This is a genomic window from Acinetobacter sp. 129952 (assembly GCF_056642055.1).
In genome coordinates this window covers 91921-109442 of the sequence record NZ_JBWVSU010000009.1, presented here as the reverse complement: position 1 = coordinate 109442, position 17522 = coordinate 91921, and the positions used below count along the sequence as shown (strand labels likewise).

Below are 17522 nucleotides of genomic sequence, written 5' to 3'. Positions count from 1 at the left end.
CCCCATTTTAAACAGGGTATTTGAACCATAACAGGAGTGGATTCGGTGGCGAAAATTGTTGTCGTAACGTCAGGCAAAGGTGGTGTAGGTAAAACTACAACGAGTGCATCTTTTGCAACAGGTTTAGCCCTACGCGGTCACAAAACTGTTGTTATTGATTTTGATGTAGGTTTACGTAACCTTGATTTGATTATGGGCTGTGAACGCCGTGTAGTTTATGATTTTGTGAATGTTTTAAATAACGAAGCACGATTACAACAAGCACTGATTCGCGATAAAGATATTGAAAATTTATATATTTTACCTGCATCACAAACACGTGATAAAGATGCCTTAACCGATGAAGGTGTTGCTCGTGTAATGGATGAGCTTTCGCAGGAATTTGATTATATTATCTGTGATTCGCCTGCCGGTATTGAGCGTGGTGCTATTTTGGCCATGTATCATGCGGATGAAGCCATCATTGTGACCAACCCTGAGATTTCTTCAGTACGTGACTCTGACCGTATCATTGGTATGCTCGACAGTAAAACTAAAAAAGTAGAACAAAACGAAGGTCGCATTCGTAAGCATCTGTGTATTACCCGTTTCAATCCGGAACGTGCCGATAAACAGGAAATGCTAACGATTGATGATATTTCTAAGGATATTTTACGTGTACCGACCTTGGGCGTTATTCCTGAGTGTCCAAGCGTTTTACAGGCATCGAATGAAGGTAAGCCGGTGATTCTTTTCACTGAAGCTTCTGCAGGTCAGGCCTATGATGATCTGGTTGCGCGTTTCCTTGGCGAAGAGCGTCCTTACCGTCATATCGAGGTAAAACCTAAGGGCTGGTTAGCACGACTATTTGGAGCGTAGACATGGCAGGATTCTGGAGTAAACTTTTTAGTGGCGAGGATAAACCATCAAGCGCACGGACTGCTAAAGACCGTTTGAAGGTGATCGTTGCATCCGAACAAGGCTTGGGTCGTCGCTTGAGCCAGGACAAAATTGACCAGATGAAGACTGAAATCATGCAAGTGGTCAATCGTTATGTTCGCGGTGTCGATGAACAGCATATTCAAATGCAGGTCCGTTCTGAAGCCAATATTGAAATGCTTGAAATGAATATCAATTTACCTGAAGAACGATAATCTGATTTTTGATTGGTCAAGTAAATTGATTCAAGGCAAAATATGAGAGTGGTAGAAATAGTAGTTTAGCTATATTCCGCCCACTTGAAGCATAGCTTCAAGTCTTGCGACTAGGCAAAGCAGTGCTTTGCTAATCTAGTCTCATATTTTGCCTTTTTTCATGCCGAAAAAACTACATTAGATCAAGGAAATTGCGATGGCATTATCTCAACCAGCGACCTTTAACGAAGAATGGTCAGATGAGCGTGTATTTGCCTACTTGAATCAGCTTCCTCCTGCAGGTGTTAATGCTGATTTTCACGTGCTGTATCATGCTTTCAAGCATATGCGTCCATTCGATTATGAACGCCTGTTGACGAAATTTGTCGCTGATGGCCGTGATGTCAATGCAACCAATCCGGAAGGACAACGCATTCATGACGTGATTGTCACTTTCCCGCGTCAAAGTGCCGAGTTCCTGGATGTATTGGCAAAATTTGCCTGAGTCAAAAATACATAAAAAAGCCTGCTTTCAAAGCAGGCTTTTTTATTGAAGATAGACTACTAAACCAGAATCTCGCGTTTGCCATTAGCACCCATACCGCTGACAATGCCGTTTTCTTCCATCTGGTCAATGATCCGTGCAGCACGGTTGTAGCCCAAACTGAATTTACGTTGCAAGGATGAAGTAGAAGCCTTACGGGTTTCTAGTACGAATGCCACACACTGGTCATACAGTGCATCGCGGTCTGATCCACCGTCGCCACCGTCTTCAAAACCACGACTGGATGGCTCTTCATCAAATGGTGTCAGGATCTCGTCGACATAATTTGGTGAACCACGTTCACGCCATGCATCACAGATCCGGTTGACTTCGTCATCGGCAATAAATGCACCATGCACACGCTCAGGTTCAATCTTACCTGGGCCGAGGAATAGCATGTCACCATGACCAAGCAAATCTTCTGCACCGCCAGCATCCAGAATGGTACGCGAGTCGATCTTTGAGTTGACACGTAGCGCGACACGCGTTGGAATATTGGCTTTAATTAAACCTGTGATCACGTCCACCGATGGACGCTGGGTCGCAAGCAACAGGTGAATACCAGCAGCACGTGATTTTTGTGCCAGACGGGTAATCATCTCTTCAGCTTTCTTACCGACCTGCATGATCATATCCGCGAACTCATCCGCGACAATCACAATTGAAGGCAACGGCGTTAACCTCGGCGCACGTTCACCCACGACTGAATCGCTGGCTTTCCAGGTTGGATCGATCAGGTCTTCACCATTGGCAATCGCCTCTTCCACCTTGCGGTTATAGTCACTCAGTTTACGAATTTTCAGGAAAGACATCAGTTTATAACGACGTTCCATCTCATTAACACACCAGTTCAATGCACTGACTGCATCTTTCATATCAGTGACTACAGGCGTCAACAAATGTGGAATATCATTATAGTTTGCCAGTTCCAGCTGCTTTGGATCGATCAGAATAAGACGCAATTCATCTGGGGTATATTTCAGCAACATCGATAGAATCATCGAGTTGACCGCCACCGATTTACCGGAACCCGTGGTCCCTGCCACCAGCATATGCGGCGCTTTACCCAGATCAGCAATTACCGGATTACCGGAAATATCCTTACCCATTGCCATAGAGAGAATACTATTCGGATCAGTGAAAGCAGGAATAGTCAAAAGTTCGATCAAACGGACCATTTCACGGGTACTGTTTGGTACTTCAATTCCGATATACGGTTTGCCCGGAATGACTTCAACCACACGCACCGATGCCATCGACATCGAACGTGCCAAATCACGCGAAATATTGGTCACTTTAGAGGCTTTTACCCCTGGCGCCAGATCCAGTTCAAAACGTGTCACGACTGGGCCTGGCTGTGCTTCTACCACTTTGGCTTTGACGTTGAATTCTTGCAACTTGATTTCAAGCAATTCAGATAAACGTGCCAGCTGCTCTTCAGTAAAATTCACTTTTTTATTCGGATCGACTTCATCCAGTAAATCCAGACCTGGAAGCGGTGATAAATCTTTTCGGCGCTCCACCACCTGCATGGCACGTGACATCGGACGGCCTGAAGCATCAGTTAAAGGAGCATCAAAATCAAACTCGTCTTCATCTTGTGGTTTACCAGCCGTTTCTTGCCAGGCTTCTACAAATTCTTCTTTAGATAAAGCCTCGCGTACTGCTGCATGAGTTGCAGAAGGAGGAGATACTGGTTGCTCTATACCCTGATGCTGAATTGGTGCCTGAACAAAAGCAGAAGATTGGGCATAGCTTGATGCACGTACTGGTTGGCTTGGCTCATCTTCTTCAATCAGTAAATCACCCAGGTCATCCAGATCGGCCTGTAATGCGCTATTTTTCACGACATGTGCCGTTGTCATAGACGCCATGACAGGTGCAACATTGGTCATGTCTTCTACAATTCTTGCCGTCTTTTCGGCTGGCGCTGTATTGAATGGACTATGCACATCGGTCGCAGTTTTGCCTTGCGGAACTGCAGCCAGAAGTTCATCAAAGATTTCATCATCATCCCAGTCCAGGCCTGTATGTGGAGCCGATGCGGTTCTGGTGTGAGCATGAGCCTGTGCTGAAACAGCTTGTTCTGCAGCTAAAGGCGATACAGAAGAGTTAAGCTGTTTCTCTTCGGCTGCTTTGAGTAAGGCATCAATATCCTGTTTATGGCGCTGATCCTCAGTAGAATGTAAGGCACGCCATATCTGCCCTGTTGCTACCACACGATCAGACTGTGGTGGCTCGTGCTGTGCTTTTTTAAATGTTTCGACTGGCTCCTCAGCAACCTGCTGCACATTTTCAGGAATATCGTCATCGAACCGGGATTGCTGGGATTCTTTATCGGCAAAATCATCAAATAGACGTTCAGCCACCTGATCGCGCACCACCGGATCTATTTCTACCAGTTGATGCTCAGGCGCAGGCGTGACTGCAACCGCTACTTTTTTCGTAGTATTGACTGGCTCTTTTTTGGCGACAGGTGCAGTACGGTCAAAATCAGACATGCCTTCAGGCACATTACGGTAGAACAGGTCTTGTAGATAAGCAGGCGTTGCTTTGAGGCTGCTCCAGGTCTTGTTCCACTTCACCCCAAAAGCCAAAGTAAATAACACCACCCAAAGCACCAGCAGGAAGAATGCTGCACCATAGACTGTCAGCAGTTGTTCCAGACTCTGACCTAATTCATAGCCAATAATACCGCCGGAAGAATTATCCAGCGTATCAGCAGGAACTTGCCAGAATAAAAACAATAGCGCTGAGGTGGTCAGTAACAGGAAGAATTGCGCAGCATAGCGAAATGGCCGGTTCAGGAAGCTGCGCGGCCACCAGACCTGAATTGCTTCCATAAACAGATAGACAGGAATCAGCAGACTTGCCCAACCAAGGAAGCCAAACAAAAGGTCTGCAATCCAGGCACCCGCTACCCCACTGGCATTCGAAACGGTCTGCGTATCACTGGAGATATGCATCCACCCCGGATCAAATGGCGTATAGGTCACTGTTGCAAGAAACAGATAAATCCCAAATGAGACTAAAAATAATGTCATTACTAAGCGCTGTGCATAGGCACTCGACACCGCTGTCATATACTGTCCTGTAACCAATTCTTCATGAATATTCTTTTGCTTCAATGCTTGAAAAAAGCGACGCAATAAAATGTATATTATGCACCTGTTCTGTGAAAAAAGATGCACTATTGTGCAAGCACAATGTTACTTATGCTATATAGCCCAAATCGATTTCAATGATCAATAATATCGACTTTAATCTCACACCACTGTTATACAGTTTCACGTATAATTCAATAAATTTCTAAATAAAAAAGGATACAGCTGATGAGCGCACGTCACTCACGACTGATTATTTTAGGTTCTGGCCCTGCAGGCTATAGCGCAGCAGTATATGCAGCGCGTGCAAACTTGAAACCTACCCTGATTGCAGGCTTGCAACTGGGCGGTCAGCTGACCACGACGACTGACGTCGATAACTGGCCGGGTGATCCCGAAGGTTTGACTGGTCCAGCATTGATGGAACGTATGCAGGCACATGCAGAGCGTTTTGGCACTGAAATCGTGTATGACCATATCAATGAGGTGGATCTTAGCCAGCGCCCCTTCGTGTTAAAAGGCGATATGGAAGAATTCACCTGTGATGCTCTGATCATCTGTACCGGTGCAACTGCCCAATACCTCGGTCTGGAATCTGAAGCAGCCTATATGGGTCAAGGTGTCAGTGCTTGCGCAACCTGTGATGGTTTCTTCTATAAAAACCAGAAAGTAATGGTCGTAGGTGGTGGTAATACTGCTGTTGAAGAAGCGTTGTATTTATCTAACATTGCTTCTCACGTGACTCTGGTTCACCGTCGTGATTCCTTACGTTCCGAAAAAATCTTGCAAGATCATTTATTTGCCAAAGAAAAAGAAGGCAAGATCAGCATTATCTGGAACCATCAGGTCGATGAAGTACTCGGTGATGCACAATCTGGTGTGACCTCAGTTCGTATTAAATCAACGCAAGATGACTCTACTCAAAACATTGATGTGACGGGTATGTTTGTGGCGATTGGTCACAAGCCAAATAGCACCATGTTCGAAGGCCAGTTAGAACTTCGTGACGGCTATATCCAGGTGCAAAGCGGTACTGCAGGTAATGCAACACAAACGTCGGTACCGGGTGTATTCGCAGCCGGTGATATTGCAGACAGCATTTATCGTCAGGCGATTACTTCTGCGGGTTCAGGCTGTATGGCTGCACTGGATGCGGAAAAATATCTTGATGCGATGGGTAAACTAGACTAAGCAGCAAGAATAAAAACGCCGTCCATTATGGGCGGCTTTTTTATTGCTAGAATGAGATGATGATTTATCTATAGATTTATATCGGGTCTGCCATGTCTTTACTTCCTCCCTCAGAATTCATTTTTCCCAATCCGATCGAGGTTGATCCTGAAGGTGAAGGCCTGATTTGTATTGGTGCAGACCTCTCCCCTTCCACACTTTATGAAGCCTATACGCATGGATTATTTCCCTGGTTTTCAGAAAGTGATCCGATTTGCTGGTGGAGTCCGGAACCACGCTGCATTATTCGCCCCGAAGATTATTATCCGAGCAAATCCCTGCTACGTAATATGAAAAAGCAGGACTATAAAATTACGGTCAATCATGCTTTTGAAAGAGTGATTCGTTCCTGCTCCCTACCTCGTGCTTATGCAGACGACACCTGGATCAGTGAAGATATTATCGCAGGCTATTGCGACATGTTTGACGCAGGATATAGCTATAGCATTGAAGTCTGGGATGAAGATCGCGTCGTGGGTGGACTTTATGGTGTGACCATCGGTCAAGGCTGTTTTGGTGAATCCATGTTTAGTACGCAAACCGATGTTTCTAAAATGGCTTTCTATACTTTAATGCTGATTGGACAGGAAAATAAACTACCCTGGATCGACTGCCAACTGGTGAATGATCACCTGTTAAGTCTGGGTGCCTGTACACTTTCTCGCCAAGCTTATCTTAATTCTTTACAAGATATTGTAAAAAAGCCTGCTATCGATTGGAAAAAGTATCAGGAAGGTGTATTTTCAAGTAAAACAATAGCGCAAAACGCGCGCTTAAGTGAATGAAAATAACAGAGGGTAGTTGTTATGAACTCTTATCAGCCAAAGGCCCTACTGAACGATTTACAGTATTATATTACGCCGCCGCATGATTGTAGCTATTTGCCCAACAAGTCGGCGCGCATGGTTTTTCTGGATCCTGCACATCGAATTGATGTAGTAACTTTATCAGAACTCTCACGTACCGGTTTCCGCCGCAGTGGTGATTTCGTCTATCGACCCGAATGTCATCTGTGTCGTCAATGTCTGTCTTCGCGTGTACCCGTTGCTGAATTCCGCATGAACAGTTCACAAAAAAAAGCCTGGAAACGGAATCAGGATCTGGTGATGAAAATTACCAGTCCAGAGCACGCCGGTGATCTACATTATGCGCTGTATGAACGCTATATTAATGAACGCCACTCAGATGGCGACATGTTCCCACCCACTCGGGATCAGTTCGAAAAATTTTTATTACAAAGCTGTGCCGACAGCTTCTTTCTAGAATTATGGCAAAGTGAGCGTCTAATCAGTGTTTCAACCTGTGACTTGCTGGATGATGGCATTTCTGCCGTCTATACCTTCTTTGACCCAGATGAAAATCGCCGCTCACTTGGTGCTTTTGCAATCTTGAAACAGATTGAACATGCACAAAAGCTGGGCTTACAATTTATCTATCTGGGATATTGGGTGCCGCATTCTAGCAAAATGAATTACAAATCTCAGTATCTGCCACTGGAACTCTTGATCGATGGACAATGGCGACGCTTAAATCATGCCCTAAGTGCCACGGAGATTCAGCACCTGGGAAACTCATTAATGACGACCTTACCCAGCGGATGGAATCACCAGATTATTAAATAAGGTCGTCAGTTTATATTATTTAAATAGACTAGCAAAATCATCCGTACATGCTTTCACCATAATGATGGCATGTTCACGGCTTCCGTTGGCATTTGGATAATAGTTCTTACGCAGATCAATCTGATGAAAGCCTGATTTTTCATATAGCTTGATCGCAGCCTGATTACTCTCGCGCACTTCCAGGAAAATCTGTACCGGATTGTTTTTTAGCATCACCACTGAAGCCTCCAGCAACTGATAGCCCAAGCCCTGACCTTGCTGTGCCGGATCAATCGCCATCAGCAATAAATTGGCTTCATCTAGCACCGGTTGTAAAATACAAAATCCGGCCACCTGCCCTTGCACTTCAATCACGGTACTTTGATAAGCTGTTACAGCATCTTCGAACTGTTTGAAAGTCCAGGGGTGTGATTGAACCGATCTCTCAATCTTTGCAACGGCTTCTACATCCGCTGCTTTCATTAAACGAATCATCTTCGTTCATCTTATATAGAATCAACCTCCGCATTATAGAAAGTTCATGCAAAAAATCGAGCAAAAAAAAGAGCGATTTAAGTCGCTCTCCAATCTTCAGTTCTGTCACAAACCCAATTTGGCTTTCCAGGTCGCCAACAGTTGATCTGTATGATGATCATTCGGATGGAATCCCGGTTTAAAATACATCAGCATTTCTTTCGCCATACCCGCAATGACACCTTTAGAAGGACTATAGGCATAGGTATAAATGGCTTTTAAGGACTCAAGATTAAACTGCTGATCCTGTTTGAGCAATCGTGCAAGGAAATAGCTTTGCACCACAAATAAGGTGGCCATTGCGATGACCAAGGATGAAGTACGCAGTGCATAGGCTTTTAGGCCTTTGCCAAAAACTCCTTCAAAGACATCATATGCAACTGCCTTATGTTCATTTTCCTCGATGGCATGCCATAACCACATGGTTTTCATGGTTTCATCTGTCATCAATTCCTGAATATGGCTATTGGTCAAAAGCTGTGAGGCAATGGTTGCAGTGAAATGCTCAAGTGCGGTGGTTGCAGTCAAATCTACCATTTCTTGGGTAATTCCCACAGGCTTACCCAGTTTAGTCATGACTTTACGTATCGTTTGAATGACTTTATCGGTATAACGATCAAGCGTCTCGGCATCATGCCCATGTTTTTGCGCAGATGCATTAAAGCCGATATGCTCGTGAGTATGCATGGCTTCCTGACCAATAAAAGCGGAAATTTCTTTTTGTAATGCTTCATTATTGGCAATTGCAGGATGTTTACGCACCGCACGGACTGAATCTATAAAAAACTTTTCACCTGCTGGAAATAGCGCAGATAATGCGGTCATAAAATGAGTGAGACCTGCTGAACCATTCATCCAATATTCCGGTACAGCATCAAAATCAAAGTTCATGCGACGAACTGGAAAACTAGCACCCGCACGATTGGTAATATTTACTTTAGCGTTCATGTGACCACTCCCATCAGGCCAATCCAGACCCGAAAATGTAATATTCATATTCTTATCTGTATATTACGTGGTAATTTTTTTTACATAAGTGCAGTTTAGGTCAAGCCGATATCAGATAAGGACAGCTTTTTAAATCATTGTCCGACAATCTATTTTTAGTTTTATAAAAGTTTGAATCAAAAAAAAGCGCCTCAAAGAGGCGCTTTTCTTACACAATCAGCGATTATGCAGTTACTTTAGCAACTACACCAGCACCAACTGTACGACCGCCTTCACGGATCGCAAAACGTAGACCTGGGTCCATTGCGATCGGGTGGATTAGCTCTACTGACATCTCAACGTTGTCACCAGGCATAACCATTTCCACGCCTTCTTTAAGCGCGATCGCACCAGTTACGTCCGTAGTACGGAAGTAGAACTGTGGACGGTAACCGTTAAGGAATGGAGTGTGACGACCACCTTCTTCTTTAGAAAGTACGTATACTTCCGCATCGAATTTAGTGTGCGGCTTGATCGCACCTGGTTTAGTCAATACTTGACCACGTTGTACGTCTTCACGCTTAGTACCGCGAAGAAGAACACCACAGTTCTCGCCCGCACGACCTTCGTCAAGAAGTTTACGGAACATTTCTACGCCAGTTACTGTAGTAGTTTGAGTATCACGGATACCAACGATTTCTACAGACTCACCTACTTTAACGATACCAGTCTCTACACGGCCAGTTACTACTGTACCACGACCAGAGATTGAGAATACGTCTTCAATTGGCATAAGGAATGGAAGGTCGATTGCACGCTCTGGCTCTGGAATGTAAGAGTCAAGTGCTTCAACAAGCGCAACTACAGCTGGCTCGCCGTATTGGCTGTCATCACCGTTAAGCGCAAGAAGAGCAGAACCACGAATTACTGGAGTGTCATCACCCGGGAAGTCGTAAGTAGAAAGAAGTTCACGAACTTCCATTTCAACTAGCTCAAGAAGCTCTTCGTCGTCTACAAGGTCGCATTTGTTCAAGAATACAACGATGTAAGGTACACCTACCTGACGAGAAAGCAGGATGTGTTCACGAGTCTGTGGCATAGGACCATCAGTCGCAGCACATACAAGGATCGCGCCGTCCATCTGAGCAGCACCAGTAATCATGTTTTTAACATAATCGGCGTGGCCCGGGCAGTCTACGTGAGCGTAGTGACGAGTTGGAGAATCGTATTCTACGTGTGAAGTATTAATTGTAATACCACGTGCTTTTTCTTCTGGTGCAGAGTCGATTGCAGCGTAGTCTTTCGCTTCGCCACCGAATTTCTTCGCACATACAGTTGCAATTGCAGCTGTTAAAGTTGTTTTACCATGGTCAACGTGACCAATTGTGCCCACGTTAACGTGTGGCTTATTACGTTCAAACTTAGCCTTAGCCATGAGATCTTCCTTTTTAAACTACTCATGCAGGATCACTGCATGAGCACTTGGTTTTTAACTATGAATTAGTTTGGGCTTATAGTAATCGAAAGATTACTCGTCGTCACCTTTTTTACCGCCAGACTGGAATTTAGAAATGATGCCTTCAGCCACGTTACGTGGAGTTTCAGCATATTTAGCAAATTCCATAGAGTATGTTGCACGGCCTTGAGACATAGAACGCATTTGAGTCGCGTAACCAAACATCTCTGCAAGTGGAACTTCAGCTTTAATTGCTTTAGTACCGCCAGGCAAGTCATCCATACCTTGAACCATACCACGACGACGGTTTAAGTCACCCATGATATCGCCCATGTAGTCTTCTGGAGTTTCTACTTCAACTTTCATGATAGGTTCAAGAAGAACAGGATCTGCTTTCATGAAACCGTCACGGAAGGCATAAGAACCAGCCATCTTGAACGATAATTCGTCCGAATCGACATCGTGGTAAGAACCGTCAAACAATGTAGCTTTGATGCCTACAACTGGGTAACCAGCAAGGACACCATTCTTCATACGCTCTTGGATACCTTTATCCACAGCACCGAAGAATTCTTTAGGAACTACACCACCAACAACTTCTTCAACGAACTCGTAGTCTTTACCAGCATCAGCATCCATTGGCTCTAAACGTACGTATACGTGACCAAATTTACCTTTACCACCAGTTTGACGAACGAATTTACCTTCTTGCTCAACTGACTTTTTGATCGTTTCACGGTAAGAAACCATTGGTTTACCAATGTTTGCTTCAACACCGAATTCACGCTTCATACGGTCAACAATAATGTCAAGGTGAAGTTCACCCATACCAGCGATGATTGTTTGACCTGACTCTTCATCAGTACGAACGCGGAATGATGGATCTTCCTTAGCCAAACGACCTAAAGCAATTGACATTTTTTCTTGGTCAGCTTTAGTTTTTGGTTCAACAGCCAATGCAATTACTGGCTCTGGGAATTCCATACGCTCAAGTGTGATGACATTTTTCTCATCACAAAGTGTATCACCTGTAGTTACGTCTTTAAGACCTACACACGCAGCGATATCACCCGCACGAATTTCTTCAACGTCTTGACGATCGTTCGCGTGCATTTGCACGATACGGCCGATACGTTCACGTTTAGATTTAACTGGGTTATAAACAGAATCACCTTGTTTAAGAACACCAGAGTAAACACGTACGAAAGTTAAGTTACCTACGAATTTGTCGTTCATGATTTTGAACGCAAGTGCAGAGAACGGAGCTTCGTCAGATGCTTCACGAATCGCTTTAGTTTCAGCCTTATCGTCAAGAACACCTTCAATCGCTTTAACTTCTGTAGGCGACGGTAAGAATTCAATTACTGCGTCCAACATACGTTGAACACCTTTGTTTTTGAATGCTGTACCACAAAGCATTGGTTGAATTTGACAAGCCAAAGTTTGGACACGTAGACCAGCAACGATTTGTTCTTTAGTCAAATCGCCATTGTTCAGGTATTCATCCATTAACTCTTCAGAAGCTTCAGCAGCAGCTTCAACCATGTTTATACGCCATTCTTCAGCAGTTTCTTGAAGTTCAGCCGGGATTTCACCGTATTCAAACTTCATACCTTGTGAAGCTTCGTCCCAAATGATCGCTTTCATTTCGATCAAGTCGATTACGCCTTGGAAGTTTTCTTCAGCGCCAACAGGGATTACTACAGGTACTGGAGATGCACCTAAACGTGTCTTCATTTGTTCAACAACACGGAAGAAGTTGGCACCAGTACGGTCCATCTTGTTCACGAATGCTAAACGAGGCACTTGGTATTTGTTCGCTTGACGCCATACAGTTTCAGACTGAGGTTGTACACCACCTACAGCACAGTAAACCATACACGCACCATCAAGAACACGCATAGAACGTTCAACTTCAATTGTGAAGTCAACGTGTCCCGGTGTATCAATTACGTTGATACGGTGTTCAGGAAACTGTTTAGACATACCTGACCAGAATGTAGTCGTAGCAGCAGAAGTAATGGTAATACCACGTTCTTGCTCTTGCTCCATCCAGTCCATTGTTGCTGCACCATCGTGTACTTCACCAATTTTGTGAGATACACCTGTGTAGAACAAAATACGTTCTGTAGTTGTGGTTTTACCCGCATCAATGTGCGCAGAAATACCAATGTTACGATAACGAGAAATTGGGGTTTGACGTGCCATGATTTCTAGCATTCCTAAATTTTGTTGTTTAAAACAGGACGCTTTAAGCTGCATAGCAACTTAAAGCGCTTTGGTGACAAAACCATGACGGTCTTATCACCCTCCTGAATAGGGCCTGTTTTATCTGCTTAGAAACGGTAGTGAGAGAATGCTTTGTTGGCTTCAGCCATACGGTGCACATCTTCACGTTTCTTAACCGCAGCGCCTTTGCCTTCAGATGCATCAAGCAACTCGCCAGCAAGACGTAAAGCCATAGTTTTTTCAGAACGCTTAGCAGCAGCATCTACTAACCAACGCATCGCTAGAGCAGTACGACGGGATGGGCGTACTTCCATAGGAACTTGGTATGTAGCACCACCAACACGGCGTGCTTTTACTTCGACCATAGGACGAACTTTTTCAAGAGTAGTCTCGAAAAATTCAACTGGGTCTACTTTAGATTTTTCTTGAACGCGGTCTAAAGCACCGTAAACGATACTTTCAGCAATAGATTTTTTACCATCTTGCATTACGTGGTTCATGAATTTAGCGATTGTTTGGCTGCTGAACTTAGGATCCGGAAGGATTTCACGAGCAGCGACTACGCGACGTCTTGGCATTTTAAACTACCTATAAAGATGACACTTCAGGTTTATCCAGCATGAGTACAAAGTGTCATGTACTACTCGCTGGCCTTACTATACGTCGCTTGGAATTTTCACAAAATTAATGCAGAAATCAGACAAGCGAGACGATAAAGGATTGCGGTTCTACGTTCTTAAAATTTAATTCTTAACGAATTATTTCTTAGGACGTTTAGTACCGTATTTAGAACGAGACTGGTTACGATCTTTAACACCAGCACAGTCTAAAGAACCACGAACGGTATGGTAACGTACACCTGGTAAGTCTTTAACACGACCACCACGGATAAGAACAACACTGTGCTCTTGTAGGTTATGGCCTTCACCACCGATGTAGCTAGAAACTTCGAAACCTGAAGTTAAGCGAACACGGCAAACTTTACGCATTGCTGAGTTAGGTTTTTTAGGTGTAGTTGTGTAAACACGTGTACAAACACCACGGCGCTGTGGACAAGCCTTCAACGCAGGAACTTTAGATTTTTCAACTAAAGTCGTACGACCCTTGCGGATCAACTGATTTGTTGTTGCCATTTGGCAATTCTCCCGTTAATAAAAAGCCCCAAAAAACTACTACTTTTTGAGGGCATGCAATTGTAATTCAAGATGCAAAATTGGTCAACCTACTCAAGCCAAGCAAATACCGTTTCTCACGACATTTGCCTGCTTTTATTTACCTTCAAAATTCGCTTATTTTTTTGAATTTTTACTGACTTTTTTAGTCACATCTTGAGCTTCAGATTCAGTTTTCGAATTTTCTTGATCGTCTACGCCCTGCTGTGAAGTCTCTGTAGCAGCTTCTGCCTCGTCAGCAGCTTCTGGATGCAGTTCAGCTTCGATTTCCGGATCAAATGAAGTTTTGGTTAAAGCGGGTTGTTGCGACTGCTTATCTACCGCAGGTTCAACCAACTCATCGTTAAGCGCCTCCAGCCCTTCACTCACCTTTTCATCTTTCTTCACTTCTGCTTCTTCAGAGCTTAGATCATTCTGCTCTTTTTTGACCAGCTTGACTTGGGTAATCGTGTTATTGCCCTCAATCGCAATATCTTTATCCATGATCGGCTTATCTTTCGCAGGCTCAACGTCGTGAGAGGCACCATTTAGGAGTTTCGGAGTTGCCTGTTGTAACAAACTGACTGCTTTTTCATAGGCAGCATAAGGAGACAATTGCGAATCCTGATGCTGAACCAGGTATTGGCGTGCATGTGAGAATGCTTCTTGAGCTTTCTGATTTACATCCTCGACAAAACGGTGGCTATATACTGCACCAATACCTGCACTTGCCAGAGGCGTTAGTTTGGTTAATCGCTCCAGAATCGAAATTTTTGGCAGATGATTCATCCATTCCCATTTAGCCTCTCCCTCATGACGACTTAGCCATTGTTTGATAGCGCTGACATCATTATCAGAACCTAGCATGGCTTGTAGCTGGGAGATATCATGAGTTTTAAGGGTATTACTTAACGCTTTTAAACCCAATAACAAGGTTTGCTTTTCTGCAATCAGGCTCAGGTCGATCTGTCTAAAGATATGCTGGACGATTTCCTGATCATCTTCTTTGCTCAGGTCAAAACCATAAGAGCGACCGACTTGATAAATGGTACGCAACGCCATCAGTAAAGAAGCGGGAATATCAATCGCGGTGCCAAGCATCCCTGAAGCACCACTCACTGCACCCTGAACCGTCGCAATCCATTTGTTTTGTTCACCTAAAGCCTGTGATATTCGCTTGGATCGATCGACGTCCTGAGTCAATTCCTCTAAATCTTTCGCTCCCGCCTCGTTCAGAATGGCATCAACCGAACTGGTTTGATTACTGAATTGATTCAGACGGTCATAAAAGTAATTCGATACTTTTTCGGTTAAGTCTGGAGAAACAAAATGCGCGACATTATTCACGGTATTAAAGCGGCGCCCGAGAAGTTGACGAGACACATTTGGGAGATGCTCGCGAAGCATTTGCTGAGGATTGTCATATTTTTTAGCTGAAAAAGCGCTTTTCGTCTTCGCCGAACCATCAATCACCTGATCGGAGCTGGAAGGCTTCAGCGCTTTAGTCACCGAATCCGGCGCAACATGATTCAATAAATCCAATCCAGTTGAACTGAACTTTTTCGCCACTCCAAAGGCATTCGAAATCAGACCATTAGATTGTTTATTATTAGCATTTACCATTTTTTACCTCAGCATTCAGGTGCTTGTATTTGGTATAAATACTAGGTGTAGTCAGCGTTTATCTCAACTTTATTCTGTTTCATTTAGTAAAACCCCTACACGCCGACTCACAAACTCAACCGACTGTCACACGGCATAACATTTGCCATAAGATTTCAAAAGTCTTTCTGCTATCATGTTCCCCATCATGAAATAAGGCTAAGCGCTGGATTGGGCGATTTTAAAACCCAGATATCTGCCGCTGAGCATAGAGCAAACTATAAGGATCTGTAGATGAAACGTGTTGTCATCACTGGCATGGGTATTAACTCATGTATTGGTAATACATTAGAGGATGTAAACCATTCTTTACAAAACGGGATTTCAGGAACACGTTTTAATGCGACTTATGCTGAACTCAATTTCAAAAGTCATGTTAGTGCTGCAGCCGAGCAGGATTTCGACGGGATCGACCGAAAACTGAAACGCTTTATGGGCGTATGTGCCATGTATGCATATAACTCAGCCCTTGCTGCAGTTGAACATGCAGGTTTAAAAGTTGAAGATCTAGCTGGCAACCCACGCTATGGTATTGCGGGTGGTTCAGGTGGCGGTTCAACTGCTTCCGTTATTGAAATGAACGAATTATTGCAAACCAAAGGTGCGCGTAAAGTCGGTCCTTTCTTTGTACCACGTAATATGACCAACACCATTACGGCTAACGTTGGCGTTGCATTCAAATTACAAGGTGTGGCGCATACTATTACCAGCGCATGTGCAACCTCTGCGGATGCGATTGGTTATGCCTACAACCTGATTCAACTCGGCAAACAAGATTTAATGCTGGCGGGTGGCGGTGAAGAAGATCACTGGTCACAAAGCTTGTTGTTTGATGCGATGGGCGCACTTTGCTCTAAATACAATGACAGCCCTGAAACAGCATCACGCCCTTATTCTGCAGACCGTGACGGTTTCGTGATTGCCGGTGGTGGTGGTTTTGTGATCCTTGAGTCTTTGGAACATGCGAAAGCGCGTGGCGCAAATATCTTAGCTGAAGTGGTTGGTTATGCTGCAAACAGTGATGGTGCTGATATGGTTGCACCATCTGGTGAAGGTGCAACACGTTGCGTACTGATGGCTTTAGAAGAAGCAAAGCAACACGGTGTCGATAAAATTGACTATGTAAATACACATGGTACTTCTACTCCAGCGGGCGACATCACAGAACTTAAAGCAATGGAACGTGCTTTTGGTGAAGGTCAGGTTCCTCCACTCAGCTCAACCAAGTCAATGACAGGTCACAGTCTTGGTGCTGCTGGTGTTCAGGAAGCGATTTATTCAGTTCTGATGATGCAGAATGACTTTATTGCTCCAAACATCAACGTGACCGAGCTGGATGAAGACGCGAAACCGTTTGATATCGTGCTTGAAAAACGTGACGCAAAATTGAATACTGTGATGAGTAACAGTTTCGGTTTCGGCGGCGTAAATGCTTGTCTCATTTTCAAAAAATGGGAAGGCTAAGCTGCCCAGTTTAGGGTGACTTGATGGATGCTCCTTCTGATGCTTTCTTGTGGGTAAAAGCATTACATATTATTGCAGTAGTTTGCTGGTTCGCGGCTTTGTTCTACTTGCCACGTTTATATGTTTATCATGCCATGAGCGAAGATGCTGTGAGCCATCGACGCTTTGAAGTCATGGAACGAAAGCTGTACCGTGGCATCATGTGGCCAGCCATGTTGGCTACCTTGATTACGGCGCACTTTCTGGTGGATTGGGGTGATGCAACGCGTCACTATCATGAAGCCTTATGGTTTTACCTTAAAGTCGGCCTGGTCGGCTTATTGGTGATTTACCATCTGGTGTGTGGTTATTACCGCAAGAAGCTGATTGATAATGCACATTACAAGTCACACAAGTTTTGGCGTTATTTTAATGAGATGCCAACCCTGATCTTATTTGCAGTGGTGATTTTAGTCGTGGTTAAACCTACTTTCTAATTCACCTGCTAAATAAAAAATCCCCGATCAGT

At 44.2% G+C, this 17522-nt stretch carries 16 protein-coding genes; 8 read left to right on the top strand and 8 right to left on the bottom strand.

Annotated features, from left to right (window positions below):
- Window positions 1-45 precede the first annotated feature (45 nt).
- The 3 genes from minD (at window position 46) to AC1IR0_RS11440 (ending at window position 1617) form a co-directional block, all read left to right on the top strand.
- Entirely contained in the window at window positions 46-858 is an 813-nt protein-coding gene (minD, locus tag AC1IR0_RS11450) for a septum site-determining protein MinD (protein ID WP_004646120.1), read from the top strand.
- Window positions 859-860: 2 nt separating this feature from the next.
- A complete protein-coding gene (minE, locus tag AC1IR0_RS11445; protein WP_004279256.1) occupies window positions 861-1133 on the top strand; it encodes a cell division topological specificity factor MinE in 273 nt (90 codons plus the stop codon).
- Window positions 1134-1329: 196 nt separating this feature from the next.
- Window positions 1330-1617: a PA4642 family protein gene (locus tag AC1IR0_RS11440; protein WP_180087554.1), complete on the top strand. Its 288-nt coding sequence runs from the start codon at window positions 1330-1332 to the stop codon at window positions 1615-1617.
- A gap of 59 nt (window positions 1618-1676) precedes the next feature.
- On the opposite strand, the gene AC1IR0_RS11435 is transcribed toward AC1IR0_RS11440, so the two are convergent.
- A complete protein-coding gene (locus AC1IR0_RS11435) occupies window positions 1677-4739 on the bottom strand; it encodes a DNA translocase FtsK (RefSeq protein ID WP_479741400.1) in 3063 nt (1020 codons plus the stop codon).
- A gap of 249 nt (window positions 4740-4988) precedes the next feature.
- On the opposite strand from AC1IR0_RS11435, the gene trxB reads away from it, so the two are divergent.
- From trxB to AC1IR0_RS11420, 3 genes are all read left to right on the top strand, one after another.
- Window positions 4989-5951 (top strand): thioredoxin-disulfide reductase, encoded by a 963-nt coding sequence (gene trxB, locus AC1IR0_RS11430; protein WP_004730595.1) that lies wholly within the window; start codon window positions 4989-4991, stop codon window positions 5949-5951.
- 92 nt (window positions 5952-6043) lie between these two features.
- Window positions 6044-6775, top strand: coding sequence for a leucyl/phenylalanyl-tRNA--protein transferase (aat, locus tag AC1IR0_RS11425; protein WP_479741399.1), 732 nt, complete (start codon window positions 6044-6046; stop codon window positions 6773-6775).
- Between the two features lie 21 nt (window positions 6776-6796).
- Window positions 6797-7612 (top strand): arginyltransferase, encoded by an 816-nt coding sequence (locus AC1IR0_RS11420; RefSeq protein WP_409655430.1) that lies wholly within the window; start codon window positions 6797-6799, stop codon window positions 7610-7612.
- A 15-nt stretch (window positions 7613-7627) separates the two neighbouring features.
- Here the strand turns inward: AC1IR0_RS11420 and rimI are convergent, their stop codons facing one another.
- From rimI to AC1IR0_RS11385, 7 genes are all read right to left on the bottom strand, one after another.
- Window positions 7628-8086: a ribosomal protein S18-alanine N-acetyltransferase gene (gene rimI, locus AC1IR0_RS11415; RefSeq protein WP_004279248.1), complete on the bottom strand. Its 459-nt coding sequence runs from the start codon at window positions 8084-8086 to the stop codon at window positions 7628-7630.
- Window positions 8087-8191: 105 nt separating this feature from the next.
- Window positions 8192-9073, bottom strand: a complete 882-nt coding sequence (locus AC1IR0_RS11410) for a metal-dependent hydrolase (RefSeq protein WP_409655426.1) — start codon at window positions 9071-9073, stop codon at window positions 8192-8194.
- 223 nt (window positions 9074-9296) lie between these two features.
- Entirely contained in the window at window positions 9297-10487 is a 1191-nt protein-coding gene (gene tuf / locus AC1IR0_RS11405; RefSeq protein ID WP_004646112.1) for an elongation factor Tu, read from the bottom strand.
- A 93-nt stretch (window positions 10488-10580) separates the two neighbouring features.
- Window positions 10581-12716, bottom strand: a complete 2136-nt coding sequence (gene fusA, locus AC1IR0_RS11400) for an elongation factor G (protein WP_479741398.1) — start codon at window positions 12714-12716, stop codon at window positions 10581-10583.
- 128 nt (window positions 12717-12844) lie between these two features.
- Window positions 12845-13315 (bottom strand): 30S ribosomal protein S7, encoded by a 471-nt coding sequence (rpsG, locus tag AC1IR0_RS11395; RefSeq protein ID WP_004279240.1) that lies wholly within the window; start codon window positions 13313-13315, stop codon window positions 12845-12847.
- Window positions 13316-13495: 180 nt separating this feature from the next.
- A complete protein-coding gene (rpsL, locus tag AC1IR0_RS11390; RefSeq protein ID WP_002050319.1) occupies window positions 13496-13870 on the bottom strand; it encodes a 30S ribosomal protein S12 in 375 nt (124 codons plus the stop codon).
- A gap of 156 nt (window positions 13871-14026) precedes the next feature.
- On the bottom strand, window positions 14027-15511 hold the full coding sequence (locus AC1IR0_RS11385; protein WP_409654599.1) for an EcsC family protein: 1485 nt from the start codon (window positions 15509-15511) through the stop codon (window positions 14027-14029).
- Between the two features lie 273 nt (window positions 15512-15784).
- Between AC1IR0_RS11385 and AC1IR0_RS11380 the strand changes: the two genes are divergently transcribed.
- The gene (locus AC1IR0_RS11380; RefSeq protein ID WP_409654602.1) at window positions 15785-17014 is read left to right on the top strand and encodes a beta-ketoacyl synthase N-terminal-like domain-containing protein; all 1230 of its coding nucleotides are present in this window, start codon (window positions 15785-15787) and stop codon (window positions 17012-17014) included.
- A 23-nt stretch (window positions 17015-17037) separates the two neighbouring features.
- Entirely contained in the window at window positions 17038-17490 is a 453-nt protein-coding gene (locus AC1IR0_RS11375) for a CopD family protein (protein ID WP_153567169.1), read from the top strand.
- Window positions 17491-17522: the final 32 nt, after the last annotated feature.